We start from the raw sequence: 15,982 nt of genomic DNA on the forward strand, positions 1-15,982 counted from the left end.
AGACCGACCGCACGGGGCGGACCGGGTGCGCGGGGCCTAGAAGGACCGCCCTTCCCCCCGGTACGGGGGTTGCGGCCCGCTCGGGTCCGGCCGGTCCCGGCGGTCGGCGCAGAAGGTGGAGCTGAGCCGGGTGAGGAGTTGGGCGAGGTCCGTGTACTGGGTCTCGTCCCAGTCCCCCAGCAGCTCCGCCAGTTGGGTGCGCCGGGCCGCGACCAGCCGCAGCGCCGCCTCCTCGCCCGGTTCGGTGAGGCGCAGCGGCAGGCCGCCGGCGCGGGAGGCCAGGCCCCGGCCCTCCACCTCGCGGGCCGCCTCCTCGACGACCGCGATCGGGACGATCCGCCGCTCGGCGAGTTCGGCGGGCTCCACCGAGCCGTGGTGGTGCATCTGGAGGAGCAGCCAGCTGGAGGCCGGCAGCAGGTCGAGCCCGGCGGAGGCAGTGATCCGCCGGAACAGGTCGCGCCGGGCCTCGCGGGTGCTCAGCACCGAGAGGGCGCGGGCGATCTCGTCCAGCGAGCTGCGCTCGACCGGGTTGAGGCCGATGGACTCGCCGAGGTCGGGCGCCGTCACCGTGGAGCGCAGCTTCTGCTCGCGCAGGAACAGCGACAGGACGAAGGCGACCAGCGCGACGGGCACCGCGTACAGGAACACCCGGGTGATCGACTCGGCGTACGCGTGGTAGACCGCGGCCTGGGTGGCGGCGGGCAGTCGGGCGATCAGGCGGGGGTCGGCGGTGATCGCCTCGGCGTGGAAGCCGGGCGGCAGCGGTTTGCCGGCCAGGGCGTCGGCGAGCCGGGACCGCAGGCCGCTGGCGAAGATCGTGCCGAAGATGGAGACGCCGAAGGAGGCGCCGATGGAGCGGAAGAAGGTGGCGCCGGCGGTGGCCACGCCGAGGTCCTGGTAGCCGACGGAGTTCTGCACGATCAGCACCAGGACCTGCATCACCAGGCCGAGTCCGAGGCCGAAGACCAGGAAGTAGAGGCTCATCTCGGTGGTGCTGCTGTGCTCGTCCAGGCGGGAGAGCAGCAGCAGGCCGACCGTGGTGACGGCCGTCCCGGCGATCGGGAACACCCGGTAGTGGCCGGTGCGGGCGACGATCTGCCCGGAGCCGATCGAGGTGAGCAGCATGCCGAGCACCATCGGGAGCATGTGGATGCCGGACAGGGTGGGCGAGACCTGGTGGACCACCTGGAGGAAGGTCGGCAGGTAGGTGAGCGCGCCGAACATCGCGAAGCCGACCACGAAGGAGATCACCGCGACCAGGCTGAAGGTCCGTGAGCGGAACAGCCGCAGCGGCAGCACCGGCTCCACGGCGGTGCGCTCGACCGCGACGAAGGCGGCCAGCAGCACCAGTCCGAGCACCCCCAGTCCGATGACCTGCCAGGAGCTCCAGGCCCAGGTGGTGCCGCCGAGCGAGGTCATCAGTACCAGGCAGGTCGCGACGGCGGCGATCAGCGCGGTGCCCAGGTAGTCGATCCGGTGCTCGCGCCGGACCTCCAGCCCGTGCAGCACCGCGGCGATCACCACCAGGGCGAGCACGCCGATCGGCAGGTTGATGTAGAAGACCCAGCGCCAGCTGAGGTGGTCGACGAACAGACCGCCGAGCAGCGGACCGAGCACGCTGGTGACGCCGAAGACGGCGCCGAAGAGGCCCTGGTACTTGCCGCGGTCCCGGGGCGAGACGAGGTCGCCGACGATCGCCTGGGAGAGCACGATCAGCCCGCCGCCGCCCAGGCCCTGGAGGGCTCGGAAAGCGATCAACTCGCCCATGTTCTGGGCGATTCCGCACAGCACCGAGCCGAGCAGGAAGATCACGATGGAGGCCTGGAAGAAGCGCTTCCGGCCGTACATGTCGCCGAGCTTGCCCCAGAGCGGGGTGGCGGCGGTGGAGGCCAGCAGGTAGGCGGTGACCACCCAGGACAGGTGGTCCAGGCCGCCGAGGTCGCTGACGATGGTGGGCAGCGCCGTGGAGACGATGGTCTGGTCGAGGGCCGCGAGCAGCATCGCCAGCAGCAGGGCGCCGATCGGCACCCACAGATTGGGGACGGTGACCTCCGGCGGGCCCGGCTCGTTCGCCGGGCTCCGGTCGGACGCGGCAGGGGGACGCCGCCCCCGGCCGGACGTCGGGCGAGGGTCCGTCATGGCGTCTCCACAGGCGGCACGGCCTCTCCGTAGGGTCTCGGGGCCGGACGACCGGGCGCCCGCCGGGTGATCACTCCCAGTTCCCCATGCTGGCAGAGATGTCCTGGTTTGCACCGCCCGGTTGAGCCGAACGTAAGCACCCGGCCCGTCCCTCGCGTCCCAGCACTTCCCCCGGGGGCCAACCACCACCAATCGGCACAACACCCCCGCGGGGGGCCGGACGCCCCTGTCCACTCTCCGGGACGTCCTGCATAATCAGGCGCGATCGCGAGAACCCGGAGCCCCCAACCGGGCCCCCGGAACCGGGAAGCCGGGAAACCGGGCGCAGAGAACCGAGCACCGAGGAGGACCGGCCGATGCCGGACCAGCACTGCCCGACGTGCGGCACCGCACGCCCCGCCGGGTGCGGCTGCCTCCCAGGTCCGAACCTGGCTCCGCAGCCGGGTCCGCAGCCGAGTCCGCAGCCGGGACCGAACCCGAGCGGCGACCCGGGCCTCGCGGAGACCGCCGTGCTCCCGCACGTCGAGGGCCCGCCGCTGGTCCGCCCGTACATGCCGCAGTCGGCCGGCCAGGTGGCGGAGGAACTCGAGCCGGCGGGGGACCCGTTCGCCACCACCGTCCTGCCGCCGATCCGGCCCCCGCTGGGCCCGGACGCCGACGCCTACGCCACCACCGTCCTACCGCCCGTGCCGCCCACCGGCCCCGGCGCGTACGCGCCGGCCGCGCCGCCGCGTGCCCCGTACGAGCGCGAGGGCGGCGCCTTCGACCTCACCCCGGCCGGGCCGGAGGCCGGCGGCGGACGGGCATCGCGCCGAGCCGCCGAGCAGGCGGCGCAGAACCCGCTGGCCCGGCACAAGCTGCTGATCGGCGGCGTCGGCGCCGCTCTGGTGGCGCTCACCATCGGTATCGCGTACGCCGTGACGCCCTCGTCGGAGCCGGCCAAGCAGGCTCAGCCGGTGCTCACCACCACGCTGGCGCCCGCCCCGGTGGACCCGCCGGCCGAAGCCGCGCCCACCGCCAGCGCCCCGCCGTCGGCCGGGGCGGTGCCGAGCCCGACGGCGACGCCCACCCGCAAGCCGACCCCGACCAGGACGCCCACACCGACGCCGACCCCCACGCCGACACCGACCGCCACCCCGACGCCCACGCCGAGCCCCACTCCCACGCCAACCCCCACGCCGACCGACACCCCGGCCCCGCGCGTCCTCCAGCTCGGGATGAGCGGAGCCGACGTCAAGGACATGCAGCAGCGCCTGTACGCGGCCGAGTGCGGACTGGTCGACAAGTCGATCGTGACCGGCACCTTCGACTACTGGACCCGCTCCGTGCTGTCGGACTACCAGCGCGAGAACCGCATCAAGGGCGAGAACGGCGTGTACGGACCCAAGACCCAGGCCGTCCTCACCGCCGACCAGGGCTGCTGACCGGACATACGGCTCATCAGCCGGTGATCGCGCCGACGATGCTGACGCCCGCCAGCACCACCATGACCGCCGCCGCCACCCTGATGATCAGCTTCATCGGCACGTGCTTCAGCAGCTTCTGCCCGCCCACGATGGCGATCCCGCCGACGGCGCAGAGCGCCAGCCAGGAGCCGAGGCCCACGGCCAGCGGGTCCGCGTACTTGGCGGCCAGGTTGGCGGTCATGATCTGGGTCAGGTCGCCGAACTCGGCGACCGCGACGACCACGAAGCTCGCCCCGGCCACCTTCCAGAAGCTGTTCGAGGACGGCTCCTTGGCGGCGTGCTCGTCATCGTCGCCGCCGCCGTGGAAGAGCAGCATCGCCGCACCGGCCAGGAACAGCGCACCGGTGACACCCTCCACCCAGCGGTGCGGCAGCAACGAGAGCAGGTGCCCGGCCACCAGGGCGAGGCCCACCTGGAGGGCGAAGGCGGCGGCGATGCCCGCGAAGACGTAGCTCGCGCGGTACTTGGTGCCGAGCACCAGGCTGGCCAGCGCGGTCTTGTCCGGAAGTTCGGCCAGGAAGACGATGCCGAACGTCAACGCGGCAACGGTCAGACTCATGCGGAGGAATCCCTCGGTCGGGCCGTCAGGCCTCCGCGGCTCCGTCAGGGATCGCTTCGGCCCGACAGCACTGGAAACGGTCACAGCACTGCGGCCGAAGGTCTCGCCGGCAACCGCTCACCGAGCGGTGCCCCGGGCGCCGGGCCCGTGGGAGCCAGTATGTCGACGGTCCGGTGGAGGGCTACTCCCCTTCAACGCGCCCAAGCCTACCCGACGCCTTCCGCCCCGGCCGAACCCCGCCAGCCGTACCCGCGGTGACCAGCCCGCGCGCTCACCAGCCTCGCCGTCACCAGCCTCGCCGTCACCGGCCCGCGCCGTGACCAGCCACCACCGTCACCGGCCGTCAGCCGCACCCGCCGTGACCAGCCCGCGCCCGACCAGCTCCAGCACCACCACGACCGCCGCCGACTCCACCGCCAGCAGCCCGACCAGCACGAAGAGCTGCACCGCCCCCGCCTGGACGGGCGACGCCCCGCCGAGCAGCATGCCGACGAAGGCCCCAGGCAGGGTGACCAGCCCGACCGTCCGGGTCTGGTCCAGCGCCGGGACCAGCGAGGTCGCCGCCGCCGTACGGCAGATCTCCAGCCGGGCGTCCCGCTCCTCGAAGCCGAGCGCCAGCGCCGCCTCCACCTCGCCGCGCCGCTGCCGCAGCTCGTCCAGGGCGCGCCGACCGGCCAGCGAGGTGGCGGTGAGCGCGCCGCCGATCAGGATGCCCGCGACCGGGATCACCGACAGGCCCTTGGGCGGCAGCAGTCCGACGGCCAACAGCAGGCCGAGCACCGGCAGCACCCCGACGCCGATCGGGGCGGCCGCCCACACCCACCCCGGGCCCGGGGTCATCCGCCGCCCGGCGGTGCGCACCGCGACCGTGAACATCAGCAGCACGAACAGCGCCGACCACCAGAGCGAGCCGACCACCCAGCTGATCACCGCCGCGACGGCCGCCAGCTGGACGACCGCCCGAAACCCGGCCCGCGCCACCGCGCGCCCGTGGCCGAGCAGCCCCCACCCGGCCACGGCCACGGCGGCCAGCAGCAGCACCGCGGTGACCGCCCCGAGCACGGGGGTGACCGGCAGCAGTTGCCCGCCGGACGCCGAACCGGACGCGGAAGGCGTCATCAGATCCAGCTGGTGAACCACATCCGGTCCTGCCAGGACGACATCGGGATCACCTCCGCCGTGTACAGCGGGTAGAAGAAGGCGAAGCAGCCGACGATCGCGAGCACGATCAGTCCGGCGCCGGCCGCGCCCCACCGGCGGCGCACGGGGCTGCTGCCGGCCGGGCCGAGGACCGCCCCGAGCATCTGGGCGACGGCCAGGCACAGGAACGGCACGAGCACGACCATGTAGAAGGAGAAGATCGTCCGCTCCTGGTACTGGAACCAGGGCAGGTAGATCCCGGCGACCGCGCAGAGCACGGTCCCCGAGCGCCAGTCCCGGCGGAAGAACCAGCGCCACAGCAGGTAGACCAGCGCGAAGCAGGCCGCCCACCACAGGAACGGGGTGCCCAGGCCCAGGATCTGCGCCGAGCAGCCGCCCGGGGCGGTGCAGCCGCTCGTCCCCGCCGGGACCTGCTCCCAGTACATCGAGACCGGGCGGCCGTCGACCAGCCAGGCGTAGGGGTTGGACTGGTAGGTGTGCGGGGTGCTCAGGCCGGTGTTGAAGTCGTACATCTGCGAGTGGTAGTGCCACAGGCTGCGCAGCGGCGCGGGCACCCAGCTCATCGGGAGCTGGGGCAGCGGGATGCCGAGGACCTGGTCCGGGGAGAGCCCGGCTCGGCCGTCCGCCCAGTGCCGGTCGTAGCCGCCGTCGCCACCGGCGCCGCCCGTACCGCTTGCCAGCCACCCGGACCAGGCGCCGACGTACACCACCAGGGCCGAGCCGACCATGGCGAGGAAGGCCGGTACGGCGTCCCGGCGCAACATGGCGCGCCAGGGGCGGCGGGCCCCGGCGCCGCGGCGGCCGGACTGGTCCCAGAGCACGGTCAGGACGCCGAAGGCCGCGAGGATCGGGGCGCCGTTCCACTTGACCGCGCAGGCCGCGCCGATGAACACCCCGGCGGCGATCCGCCAGGGGCGCGGGCCGAGCCGCGCGCGGTCGGCGTCGGCCACAGCGGCCAGTCTGGCGCGGGTGTGGTCGCGGTCGACCAGCAGGGCGCCGAAGGAGGCGAGCACGAAGAACATCTGGATGCCGTCGAGCAGGCCCACCCGGCTCATCACCAGCTGGAGGCCGTCCACGGACATCAGCAGGGCGGCGGTGCAGCCGACCAGGGTGGAGCCGAAGAGCCGGCGGCCGATCCGGGCCAGCATCAGCACGGAGACGGTGCCGAGCAGGGCGGTCATGAACCGCCAGCCGAAGGGGTGCAGGCCGAACAGCTGCTCGCCGATCGTCATCACCCATTTGCCGAGGGGCGGGTGGGCGACGAACTCGGGCGCGGAGCTGAGCGGGATGGACTGCGGGACGGCCAGGATGTCGGTGTTGGCGTGGTCGGGCCAGGTGCCCTCGTAGCCCTGCTGGAGCAGCGACCAGGCGTCCTTGGGGTAGTACGTCTCGTCGAAGACGAAGGCGTTGGGGTAGCCGAGGTGCCAGAAGCGCAGCAGGCCGGCGAAGAGCGCGACGGCGATCGGGCCGAGCCAACCGGAGTGGTCGGCCGTCCAGCGGAGGATCGGGCCGAGCCGGCCGGAGCGGTCGGCCACCCGGTGGAGCAGCCCGCCGCGGGCCGGAGCGGGGTCGGCGGGGGCCGGGGCCGCCGGGGGGTGCGTGAGCGCCGCTTGCGTCATTGCCTCGCCGATCGCCAGTCTGCGGGGCCCGCGGGGTGCTGTTCCGGGCCCGGGTCTGCTGCCCCGGCCGGGGCCGGGCGGTCAACAGCCACTGACACTATGTGGCGGTGCCCGGCGAAGCCAAGCGCGACGAGCGCCGACCAGGTGACCTGGTCGGCGCCCGGCGCCGGTCTCGCACGCCTTCGCAAGGCGGCTGTGGCCGGCCGGCGGCCGCCGGTCACGCGGCGGTCTGCAGCTCCCGGACCGGAACGGTCGTGCGGACTACGGCCGGGGCCGCGTTGTCCTGCTCCGCCGTGAGGTGCGGACGCAGCCGCAGCGCCAGCAGGACCACCAGCAGCGTCGAGCCGGCCATCGCGGCCAGGTAGAGCGGCCAGGTGCCGGAGCCGACCAGCAGCACGCCGACGGCCGGGCCGACCGCGATCGCGATCTGCTTCACCAGGGCGTACCCGGCGTTGTAGGTGCCGAGCAGCCGGGCCGGAGCGAGGTCCGCGACGATCGGGCCCATGGTGGGCGCGAGCAGCGACTCGCCGACGCCGAACAGGGCGTAGATCGAGACGATCGCGACCGTGGCGGCCATGGTCTCGGTCCGGATCAGACCGGCCACCAGGGCCATCGCCCAGGCACCCAGCCAGACCAGCCCGGCCGCGGCCATCGCCGTGGTGCGGCGGCGGCGCGCGGTGATCCGCACCATGAACATCTGCAGGACGACGATGGTCAGCGCGTTGGCGCCGATCGCGAAGCCCAGGGTGGACGGCGCGGTGCCGACGGTGTCGGTGGCGAAGGCCGCGACACCGGACTCGAACTGGCCGTAGCAGGTGAAGAAGATCAGCCCGGCGAGGACGCAGAGCCGCACCATCGCCTTGTCGGCGAACAGGGCGCGCAGGCCGGTCGGGCCGTCGGCCTTCTCCTGGAGCACGCTCAGCCGGACGTTCGGCATCCGGGCGGTGCCGGTGACCAGGGCCAGGCCGAGGAAGGTCGCCGCCTCAATGGTGAACAGCCGGGTCAGGCTGGCCGGGTCGGCGACGTCGACGATCTGCCCGCCGACCAGCGCGCCGATGCCCATGCCCAGGTTGACCAGGGTGAACTGCAGCGCGAAGGCGTGCGAGCGGGTCGCCGCCGTCGAGCAGCGGACGATCATCGTGGCCAGCGCCGGCTGGCAGGTGGTGACACCCGCGCCGAACAGGAAGGACGAGACCAGCAGGGCCGGGGTGTCGGTGGCGTGGCCGAAGGCGAACGCGCCGGCGGCGGCGAGCGCGGCCCCGGCCAGCAGCACCGGACGGGGACCGTACCTGTCGATGCCGCGACCGGTGAGCGGGAGGACGGCGAGCGCGGCCAGCGCGAAGACGGTGAACACCATCCCGGCCGCCAGCGAGCCCAGCCCGCGCACCTGGTCCACGTACACGAACATGTACGGCATCGTGAACCCGCTGCCGAACGCACTGAGCGCGTTGCCGATCTGGACGCGGCGCAGCGGGCCGCCCGCCCCGCGCCGCTGCTGCCTCTGCTGCTTCACCGTGCCGGTCACCGTGCACATCCCTTCCCGGATCGTCCGGAACTCTTGAGCTGAACGCTTAAGCCCGGAAGATTTCAGATCTAAAGTTTGACGAGATAAAGTCTTAGCACCGGAAGGCTGCGGAGTCAAAGGCTTAAGGGATGCACGTTCGCGTGCGACACTGTCGGCATGACTACGGAGAAGCCGGCGCCGGCTGCCGACAAGCCCCCGCCGGCCACCCCCCTGGAGCTCGGCATCGCCGAGCAGGTGGCCCTGTACCAGCGGGAATTCCCCACCGTGGATCCCCAGGTGGAGACGATCGTGCAGACCCTGTCGCGGGTCGCCCGACGGATGGGCGTGGCGTACGACCGGCAGCTGACTGTGCTCGGGATCACCTCCGCGGAGTGGGAGGTGCTCAAGGCGCTGGTGGTGGCCGGCAGCCCCTACCGCCTGGGGCCCGGCGAGCTGGCCAAGCGGCTCGGACTCACGCCGGCCGCGATGACGCACCGGATCGACCGGATGGTCGCCGAGGACCTGGTCACCCGCGAGCGGGACGAGTCCAACCGGGTACGGGTGATCATCGAGCTGACCGAGAACGGCCGCGACAAGTGGCTGGAGTCGATGCGGATGGCGGCGGTGTTCGAAGAGGAGCTGCTGCAGGACATCGCGGACGAGGAGCGCTCCGCGCTCTGCGGCCTGCTGGCCAGGATGCTGCGGCGGATCGAGCAGACCCAGCCGGACGCACTCGGGCGCACCGCCGACCTGGCGTAGGGCTCGGGAGCGCCGACGCGCTGAGCCTGGGAGCGTGTGGCGCAGGGTTCGGGAGCGCGTCGCGTGGCGCGCGGGAAACGCGCGGAGTCCGGTCCGCCGGGGGGCGCTCCCCCGGCGGACCGGACTCCGCGGTGCACATGGTGGTCCGGGTGCCCCCGGACGGCGCGGACCGGTGGGGCCCGCGCCGGTCAGCCGATCAGCAGGGTCAGGAGGGTCAGCAGGGGCCGTTGTCGGCCCAGACGCCCCACTGGCCGCTCAGGGTCGGGTCCTCGCCCTTGGTCCACCACTTGTTGGTGTAGTAGTGGCCCTTCCAGGAGACCTTGGTGCCGCCGGCCGCGTAGGTGGTGTTCGGGTCCCAGCTCGGGGCGGCCGGGCAGGTGACCGGCGGGGTGGGGGTGCTCGTCGGTGTCCCGGTGGGCGTGCCGGTCGGCGTTCCGGTGGGGGTGCCGGTCGGGGTCTGGGTCGGCGTCGGCGTGCCGGTCGGCGGAGCCGGGCAGCCGGCGGCGGAGCCGTTGGTGGCGCTCACCATCTTGTCGAACAGGGCGGTGTTGGTGCCCAGGTCGTACAGCGAGAAGGCGAAGGAGCCGCCGAGGCCGTTGCAGTGCGCGTAGTCCAGCTTGGCCTGGATGGACCTGGCGTCCTCACCGCTCCAGAAGGTGTTGCCGTCGTAGAAGTAGGTGGCCTTGGCGTCGTCGTCCCAGAAGGTCTTGGACGGGTTGTCGACGAAGCCGGCGAGCTCCTTGTACATCTGGATGCCGGGGACGTTGCCGGACATCGCGGCGCCGGCCGCCGGGCCGGTGGCGGGCTGGAAGAGGCCGTTCTTGCCGTTGTTGGCCACGCCCGTCCAGCCGCGGTAGTAGAACGGCACGCCCATGTTGATCTTGTTGGCCGGGAAGCCGCCGGGGATGCCGTACTGGGCGTCGCCGACCGTCCACGCCTTGATGGCGTTGTCGACCGAGTACTTGCCGTTGCCGGGCTTGGCCGGGGTCGACGGGTCGTTCGGGCCCGAGTAGAGCGGCGCCTGGTGGTTGGTCGGGCCCTGCGGGTCCCAACCGCCGTGCATGTCGTACGTCATGACGTCGAGGAAGGTCAGGTACTGACCGATCTTGTCGGTCTCGACGTTCATGATCTTGTCCTGGCCGGCGCCGACCGCCGCCGAGAGGGCGTAGGTCTTGCCGTCGGCCTTGCCCTGGGCGTCCAGCTGGGTGCGGAACTCCTTCAGCAGCGCCGTGAAGTCCTGCTTGTCCGCCGGGCTGGAGATGTTGCCGGTGTGGCCGCCGCCGCCCGGGTACTCCCAGTCGATGTCGACGCCGTCGAAGATGCCGGCCGCCGAGCCCGGACCGCCGTAGCCCGCGTCGGTCGGGAGGTTGCCCTTGATGAACATGTCGAGGCAGGACGACACCAGGTGCTTGCGCGAGGCGTCGGTGGCGGCGGCGGACGAGAAGTACTTGGAGTACGTCCAACCGCCCAGCGAGATCAGGACCTTGAGGTTGGGGTTCTTCGCCTTCAGCTTCTTCAGCTGGTTGAAGTTGCCTGCGATCGGCTGGTTCCAGACGTCGCCGACGCCGTCGACCGAGATGTCCGCGCCGTAGCTCTTCTGGTAGTCGGCGAACGCGTCACCGGCGCCGTCACCCGCGTTGGGGTTGTTGTCGTTGGTGTCGGCGGCCTTGGTGGCCTCGAAACACCCCAGGTCGGTCGGGTGGATGTTGGCGAAGTCGTAGATCAGGTAGTCCAGCTTCCCGGCCACGCCGGTGCTCTGGATCGTCTTGGGGTAGTACGCGTTCGCGTAGACCGACCACTGGTCGAAGTAGGCCACCTTGATGCCGCCGCTGGTGGCGGGCGCGCCGGTGGAGTTGGTGGTCGCGGCGTTGGCCGCGCCGCCGCCGGACAGCGCGAGGCCGGCGCCGAGCAGCAGGGAGGCGGCGGTGCCGGCCGCGACGGCGGCCAGGCTCTTCGGTCGGCGCCGTCGGGCGCCCTCCGGAGCCGGGGTCCCGGCCCTTTCGATGCGTGAGCGCAGCATGGGTGCGTGACTCCTGGTTGTGGGGGATGCCGTCGTCCCGGTGGGTCGCACGTCCGGAGTGGGGCCGGACGACCGGGACATGACAGGTCTGGGTGGGGAATCGAGCTGATCAGGCCGTGACGGACACCGGGATGTGCCGAACCGGCGCCCCGACACAGGGTCGGTGACGCCGGTTCAGGGGCTCCCTGCACCTGGGGAATAAAAATGGACTAGACCAACTCCGCCGTCAAGGGGGGCCGTCGGCCCTTGAGCCGCACTTAAGGTTCGTCCCCGCTCCGAGCACCCGGCTCAGTACCGGACGGCGTTCGCCACCTCAGCCTTGACCGTGCCCGAGAGGGACAGGTTGCTGCGCGCGCTGGCCTGGACGTTCTGGCCGGCCGCCAAGTCCTGGACGGTCACCGCGGTCGCGTCCAGCACCTTGCCGCTCTCATCGGTGAAGTTCACCTGGATCACGTACCGGTACGACTGCTGACCGTGGTTGGTGACGGTCAGCTGCGCCAGTGTCTTGCCGTCCGTACCGGTGGTCACCGCCCCGACGGTCACGTCCGCCTTGGCGTCCAACCCGCCCTTGACCCCGGAGACCGCCGAGGAGGCCGCCGAGACCGCCTCCGAGGCCCGGGCCTGCGCCGAGGCGAGCGCCGAGCCCGCCCCGCCTGCCGCCGAGGCCGCCGCCGAGCCCGCCCCGCCCGCCGCTGAGGCCAGCTTCGAGGCGGCGGAGGCGGCGGCGCTCGCCGCTTCCCGCACTGTGCTCGCCGCCGAGGAGGCCGTACTGTTCGCGCCCTTGCCGGACGAACATCCCGCCAGCACCGCCGTGCCGATGACGGCTGCGGCCAGCGCTCCGGCGGCCAGGGGATGACGACGGCTGATCGGCTGCTCCGGAGGACGCGCGGTGACGCGCGGTCCGGGGGTGGCGCGGGTGAGCGGCTGGCGTTCCATGCGGGTCCTCGTTTCGGCTCGGCGCCGGATCGCCCGGCGCACCTCCCCGCCCACCCTCCGAGGACCGCGGAGCCGCCGCTAGCAGGGCTGCTGTCTCCGGATGACGGACGGGGGGACGGCGCGCGCCGGGGCAGCGGCGCCGGAGCGACGGACGCACCGGGGCAGCGGCGCCGGGCAGCGGCGCCGGGCAGCGGCGCCGGGCAGCGGGGAGCCGGCTAGCGGCGAGCCGGCTAGCGGCGAGCCGGGCAGCGGCTACGACAGCCCCGAGCCCTCCTGCTCGTCCGCCTCCACCGCCGCCCGCTCCTCCCGCAGCCGCACCACGTGCCGGCGCCGCGCCACCACCCCGTACGCGCCGGCCGCGCTCGCCAGGAACGCCAGCGTGCCCAGCCACGGACGGTCGAAGGCGTGCCCGGTCAGATGGTCCAGCGAGTACCGTCCGGGCCCGGCCAAGCCGATCGCCAGTCCGGTCGCGCCCAGGAAGGCCGGGTACTCGTAGCCGCCGGACATCGCGAAGAAGCCCGCCGGGGCGTGCACCGACACCGCGCCGGCCATCGTCCCGGCCACCACGGCGCCGGCCGCCGGGGTGGCCAGCCCGGCCACCAGCAGGGCGCCGCCGCCCGCCTCGCCGAGGCCCGCCGCGATGGCGCTCTCCCGGGCCGGATGGAAGCCCATGTGGTCCATGGCCTGGGTGGTGCCCTCCAGGCCCCCACCACCGAACCAGCCGAACAGCTTCTGGGTGCCGTGCGCGATCAGCACCCCGCCGACGGCACTGCGCAGGGCCAGCAGGCCCAGGTCCTTACGGTTCAGGCACATGTCGCGTCCTCGTTTCCGCCAGGAGTGGTGGTACCTCCATGGCACCCGAGAGCGCTCACCCGTTCGAGTCGGGACCGCCATCCGGGCGAAATCGCCGGCGTCGGGGAATCGGACGGACCACCTGGTGAACGGGCGTCCCGCCACGCCCGGCGGCGGGGCGTGGCGGGCCGGCCGTCGCGGCCCCCGCGGTCATGCTGGGCCCATGTTCGTCTTCAACCTGGGCAGCGCGTTCATCGCCTTCGTCGCCGTGGTCGGCCCGCCGAAGGTCCTGCTGGCCTTCACCCGACTGGCCGGTACCCGGAGCACCCGCGAGCTGCGGCGGCTGGCGGCGTGGAGCGCGGTCATCTCGGCGGTGATCGGCCTGGTGCTCGGCTTCGGGGCGGACGACCTCACCACGTTCTTCCACATCAGTGACCAGTCGCTGCAGCTCGCGGGCGGCGCGATCTTCTTCGCCTACGCCGTCGCCCTGGTCTTCGGCGTGCACCTGGGCGCCGACGGGGACGAGGACGAACGCCTGACGAACCCCCTGGCGGACGGCATCCGCGAACTACTGCTGCCGTACATCGCCAGCCCGCTCGCCATCACCGCCGTGCTGGTCGCCTCGCTCAACCAGGACAACCCGGGCTGGAAGGCCGCGGTGGCCGGAGCGTACGTGGCCGTCGCCGCGCTCAACTACCTCTGCGTGGCGCTGCTCGCCCCACTGATGCAGCGCACCCACACCACGTCCCTGGAGGTGCTGTCGCGGCTCCTCGGGCTGCTGCTGGCGGCCGTCGGCGTGGAACTCTTCCTGGCGGGCCTGGCCGGGCTCGGGGTGCACCTGCCGACGGGGCACTGAGCCCGGCGCTGCCCCCCGGCCCCGCCCGGCCCCGCGCCCGCGGGTCAGCCCGCCGCCAGCCGGGTCAGCACCGCGCCGATCCGCTCCCGCACCAGCGGGTCGGTGATCAGACCGTCCGGGCCCACCGGCGTGCGCTCCAACGGGATCCGCACGCACGCCTCGTCCGCCACGGCCGCCCCGGTGAAGCCGAGCACCGTGCGCAGGGCGGCCTCGGCGCCGAGGCCGCGGCCCGTGGGGGCGCAGTTGATCCAGCCCGCGGGCTTGTCGGAGATCTCGTGCCCGCCGACCGTCCAGTCCAGCAGGTTCTTGAACGAACCCGGCAGCGTCCCGGCGTACTCCGGGGTGCAGACCAGCAGCGCGTCGGCGGCCTCGATCGCGGCCCGCAGCGCGGTCACCGGCTCCGGCAGCGGGTCGGTGTCGTGGTCGGGATTGAAGTGCGGCAGCCCGGCCAGCCCGCCGTAATGCACGGTCCGGACCCCGGGCAGGTCGGCGGCCACGGCGGCGGCGGTGCGCAGCACGCTCTCGTTGGCGGAGCCGGCCCGCAGGCTCCCGGGCAGCAGCAGGATGTGGCGCTCGTTCGGCATGCCCGGGAACCTACTCCTTGACATCCGCGTCAAGGCCAGCCGCCGCCCCCTCCGCCGCGGGGCCTACCCCGGCACCAGCGGCCGCCAGGGCACCGGGCTGGAGAGGATCATCGAGCTGGACGGCTGGCCGTAGCCGCCGAGCCGGTCGCACAGCGCCTCGAACTCGGCCATCGTGGACACCGCGACCAGCAGCACGCAGCAGGCCCCGCCGGTCACCCGGTGCAGCTGGAGCACCTCCGGCCAGGTCGCCACCTCGGGATCGCGCAGCACGCAGCGGTGGCCGTAGCACTGGATCTGCACCAGCGCGGTGATCGGCAGTCCGGCCCGGGTCGGGTCGACGTGGGCGTGGTAGCCGCTGATCACCCCGTCGGCCTCCAGGCGGCGGACCCGTTCGGCCACCGCGGGTGCGGACAGGCTCACCCGGCGGGAGAGTTCGTTGTACGAGAGCCTGGCGTCGCCCTGCAGCTCGGCCAGCAGACGGCGGTCGACGGCGTCCATGGCACCTCCCGGGAAGCGGTCGTGAGCAGCGGTTTCCGTTCGTAAAGCGCACAGGGGCGAACGCCTCGCGAACGACAACCGGGAGCGCGGTTGCGGTGCCCGTCGACCATTCAAGCGGGAGGCCGTACCGCCGCACAATGGGGCTCCCGGCGGAACCAGGACGTCCGTCCGCTCCGCCGGGTCCGGGCGACCAGACCCGGACGGAACAGGAGGGATCGGGATGGGGCACGACACGGTGGAGACACCCAACCTGTCGTTCGGTCGGGGCGGTGAGCCGGGTCGGGGCACCCCGTACGCGCAGTACGTGCGACTGGAGGAGCTGCACAGCCTCCAGCACCCGCGCAGCAAGGAGCCGGCCGAGCTGTCGTTCATCGTCACCACCCAGGTGATGGAACTGCTCTTCGACCTGCTGCGGCACGAGTGGACCCAGGCCAGGCAGGCGCTGCGCGACGACGACCTGACGGCCGCACTGGCCGCGCTGCGCCGCGGCACCCACGTGCAGAACGTGTTGGTGGAGTCCTGGGACCTGCTCGCCACCATGACGCCGCAGGAGTTCAACTCCTTCCGCGCCCTGTTCGGCGAGGCCTCCGGCTTCCAGTCCTCCGCCTTCCTGCACCTGGAGTTCCTGCTCGGCAACAAGAACGCCGCGCTGCTGAACATGTACGAGGAGATGCCCGGCACGCGGGCCGAGCTCGCCGAGGCGCTGCGCGAGTCGAGCCTGTACGACGAGGTGCTGGCCCTGCTGGACCGGCGCGGGCTGGGGGTGCGTCCGGAGCCGTCCGAGCAGCGCTACCGCCCGTCCGAGGAGGCCGCGGCGGCCTGGCGCCGGGTCTACACCGACCCCGAGTACGCCAGCCTACAGCCGCTCGCCGAGACGCTGCTGGACGTGGCCGAGCGGGTCACCCGCTGGCGCCAGCGCCACCTGAGCGCGGTCAAGCGGACCATGGGCGGCAAGCCCGGCTCGGGCGGCTCCAGCGGGCTGACCTGGCTGCGCAAGTCGGCCGAGCAGGACGTCTTCCCGGAGCTGTGGACGATCCGGGACGAGCTGTGACGGGCGGGCCGGTGGGCAACCGGTCGACAGGACGGCGG

14 protein-coding genes are annotated in these 15,982 nt (G+C 73.0%); 4 read left to right on the forward strand and 10 right to left on the reverse strand.

Going from position 1 to position 15,982, the window contains the following annotated elements:
* Positions 1 to 36: 36 nt before the first annotated feature.
* Positions 37 to 2,139, reverse strand: coding sequence for an MDR family MFS transporter (locus ACZ4WV_RS05055; RefSeq protein ID WP_465742881.1), 2,103 nt, complete (start codon positions 2,137 to 2,139; stop codon positions 37 to 39).
* A 509-nt stretch (positions 2,140 to 2,648) separates the two neighbouring features.
* On the opposite strand from ACZ4WV_RS05055, the gene ACZ4WV_RS05060 reads away from it, so the two are divergent.
* On the forward strand, positions 2,649 to 3,563 hold the full coding sequence (locus ACZ4WV_RS05060; protein WP_465742883.1) for a peptidoglycan-binding domain-containing protein: 915 nt from the start codon (positions 2,649 to 2,651) through the stop codon (positions 3,561 to 3,563).
* Positions 3,564 to 3,579: 16 nt separating this feature from the next.
* On the opposite strand, the gene ACZ4WV_RS05065 is transcribed toward ACZ4WV_RS05060, so the two are convergent.
* The 4 genes from ACZ4WV_RS05065 to ACZ4WV_RS05080 form a co-directional block, all read right to left on the reverse strand.
* The gene (locus ACZ4WV_RS05065; RefSeq protein WP_465742885.1) at positions 3,580 to 4,164 is read right to left on the reverse strand and encodes a TMEM165/GDT1 family protein; all 585 of its coding nucleotides are present in this window, start codon (positions 4,162 to 4,164) and stop codon (positions 3,580 to 3,582) included.
* Positions 4,165 to 4,497: 333 nt separating this feature from the next.
* Positions 4,498 to 5,283: an ABC transporter permease gene (locus ACZ4WV_RS05070; protein WP_465742887.1), complete on the reverse strand. Its 786-nt coding sequence runs from the start codon at positions 5,281 to 5,283 to the stop codon at positions 4,498 to 4,500.
* Positions 5,283 to 6,944 carry a dolichyl-phosphate-mannose--protein mannosyltransferase gene (locus ACZ4WV_RS05075; protein WP_465742889.1) on the reverse strand — a complete coding sequence of 554 codons (1,662 nt, stop codon included), beginning with the start codon at positions 6,942 to 6,944 and terminating at the stop codon, positions 5,283 to 5,285. The genes ACZ4WV_RS05070 and ACZ4WV_RS05075 overlap by 1 nt, the downstream gene beginning before the upstream one ends.
* Positions 6,945 to 7,161: 217 nt before the next feature.
* Positions 7,162 to 8,457 carry an MFS transporter gene (locus tag ACZ4WV_RS05080; RefSeq protein ID WP_465742891.1) on the reverse strand — a complete coding sequence of 432 codons (1,296 nt, stop codon included), beginning with the start codon at positions 8,455 to 8,457 and terminating at the stop codon, positions 7,162 to 7,164.
* A gap of 168 nt (positions 8,458 to 8,625) precedes the next feature.
* Here ACZ4WV_RS05080 and ACZ4WV_RS05085 point away from each other — a divergent pair, with 168 nt between their 5' ends.
* Positions 8,626 to 9,207, forward strand: a complete 582-nt coding sequence (locus ACZ4WV_RS05085; protein WP_465742893.1) for a MarR family winged helix-turn-helix transcriptional regulator — start codon at positions 8,626 to 8,628, stop codon at positions 9,205 to 9,207.
* A 214-nt stretch (positions 9,208 to 9,421) separates the two neighbouring features.
* Here the strand turns inward: ACZ4WV_RS05085 and ACZ4WV_RS05090 are convergent, their stop codons facing one another.
* From ACZ4WV_RS05090 to ACZ4WV_RS05100, 3 genes are all read right to left on the reverse strand, one after another.
* Positions 9,422 to 11,227, reverse strand: a complete 1,806-nt coding sequence (locus tag ACZ4WV_RS05090) for a glycosyl hydrolase family 18 protein (protein ID WP_465742895.1) — start codon at positions 11,225 to 11,227, stop codon at positions 9,422 to 9,424.
* Between the two features lie 288 nt (positions 11,228 to 11,515).
* A complete protein-coding gene (locus tag ACZ4WV_RS05095) occupies positions 11,516 to 12,163 on the reverse strand; it encodes an FxLYD domain-containing protein (RefSeq protein WP_465742897.1) in 648 nt (215 codons plus the stop codon).
* A gap of 252 nt (positions 12,164 to 12,415) precedes the next feature.
* Positions 12,416 to 12,976, reverse strand: coding sequence for a DoxX family protein (locus tag ACZ4WV_RS05100; RefSeq protein ID WP_392902470.1), 561 nt, complete (start codon positions 12,974 to 12,976; stop codon positions 12,416 to 12,418).
* A 202-nt stretch (positions 12,977 to 13,178) separates the two neighbouring features.
* Between ACZ4WV_RS05100 and ACZ4WV_RS05105 the strand changes: the two genes are divergently transcribed.
* Positions 13,179 to 13,811: a MarC family protein gene (locus ACZ4WV_RS05105; RefSeq protein WP_465742900.1), complete on the forward strand. Its 633-nt coding sequence runs from the start codon at positions 13,179 to 13,181 to the stop codon at positions 13,809 to 13,811.
* A 44-nt stretch (positions 13,812 to 13,855) separates the two neighbouring features.
* Here ACZ4WV_RS05105 and ACZ4WV_RS05110 read toward each other — a convergent pair whose 3' ends face one another.
* Positions 13,856 to 14,395: an NADPH-dependent FMN reductase gene (locus ACZ4WV_RS05110; protein WP_465742902.1), complete on the reverse strand. Its 540-nt coding sequence runs from the start codon at positions 14,393 to 14,395 to the stop codon at positions 13,856 to 13,858.
* Positions 14,396 to 14,458: 63 nt separating this feature from the next.
* Positions 14,459 to 14,893: an Lrp/AsnC family transcriptional regulator gene (locus tag ACZ4WV_RS05115; protein WP_465742904.1), complete on the reverse strand. Its 435-nt coding sequence runs from the start codon at positions 14,891 to 14,893 to the stop codon at positions 14,459 to 14,461.
* A gap of 220 nt (positions 14,894 to 15,113) precedes the next feature.
* Between ACZ4WV_RS05115 and ACZ4WV_RS05120 the strand changes: the two genes are divergently transcribed.
* Entirely contained in the window at positions 15,114 to 15,944 is an 831-nt protein-coding gene (locus ACZ4WV_RS05120; RefSeq protein WP_465742906.1) for a tryptophan 2,3-dioxygenase, read from the forward strand.
* Positions 15,945 to 15,982 lie beyond the last annotated feature (38 nt).

It is taken from the genome of Kitasatospora sp. NPDC029312 (assembly GCF_055569215.1).

Excerpts from the sequence above, each read along its gene's own strand:
- ACZ4WV_RS05055 (WP_465742881.1), bottom strand. The coding sequence starts at position 2,139 with ATGACGGACCCTCGCCCGACGTCCGGCCGGGGGCGGCGTCCCCCTGCC.
- ACZ4WV_RS05065 (WP_465742885.1), bottom strand. The coding sequence starts at position 4,164 with ATGAGTCTGACCGTTGCCGCGTTGACGTTCGGCATCGTCTTCCTGGCC.
- ACZ4WV_RS05070 (WP_465742887.1), bottom strand. The coding sequence starts at position 5,283 with ATGACGCCTTCCGCGTCCGGTTCGGCGTCCGGCGGGCAACTGCTGCCG.
- ACZ4WV_RS05075 (WP_465742889.1), bottom strand. The coding sequence starts at position 6,944 with ATGACGCAAGCGGCGCTCACGCACCCCCCGGCGGCCCCGGCCCCCGCC.
- ACZ4WV_RS05085 (WP_465742893.1), top strand. The coding sequence starts at position 8,626 with ATGACTACGGAGAAGCCGGCGCCGGCTGCCGACAAGCCCCCGCCGGCC.
- ACZ4WV_RS05090 (WP_465742895.1), bottom strand. The coding sequence starts at position 11,227 with ATGCTGCGCTCACGCATCGAAAGGGCCGGGACCCCGGCTCCGGAGGGC.
- ACZ4WV_RS05095 (WP_465742897.1), bottom strand. The coding sequence starts at position 12,163 with ATGGAACGCCAGCCGCTCACCCGCGCCACCCCCGGACCGCGCGTCACC.
- ACZ4WV_RS05100 (WP_392902470.1), bottom strand. The coding sequence starts at position 12,976 with ATGTGCCTGAACCGTAAGGACCTGGGCCTGCTGGCCCTGCGCAGTGCC.
- ACZ4WV_RS05105 (WP_465742900.1), top strand. The coding sequence starts at position 13,179 with ATGTTCGTCTTCAACCTGGGCAGCGCGTTCATCGCCTTCGTCGCCGTG.
- ACZ4WV_RS05110 (WP_465742902.1), bottom strand. The coding sequence starts at position 14,395 with ATGCCGAACGAGCGCCACATCCTGCTGCTGCCCGGGAGCCTGCGGGCC.
- ACZ4WV_RS05115 (WP_465742904.1), bottom strand. The coding sequence starts at position 14,893 with ATGGACGCCGTCGACCGCCGTCTGCTGGCCGAGCTGCAGGGCGACGCC.
- ACZ4WV_RS05120 (WP_465742906.1), top strand. The coding sequence starts at position 15,114 with ATGGGGCACGACACGGTGGAGACACCCAACCTGTCGTTCGGTCGGGGC.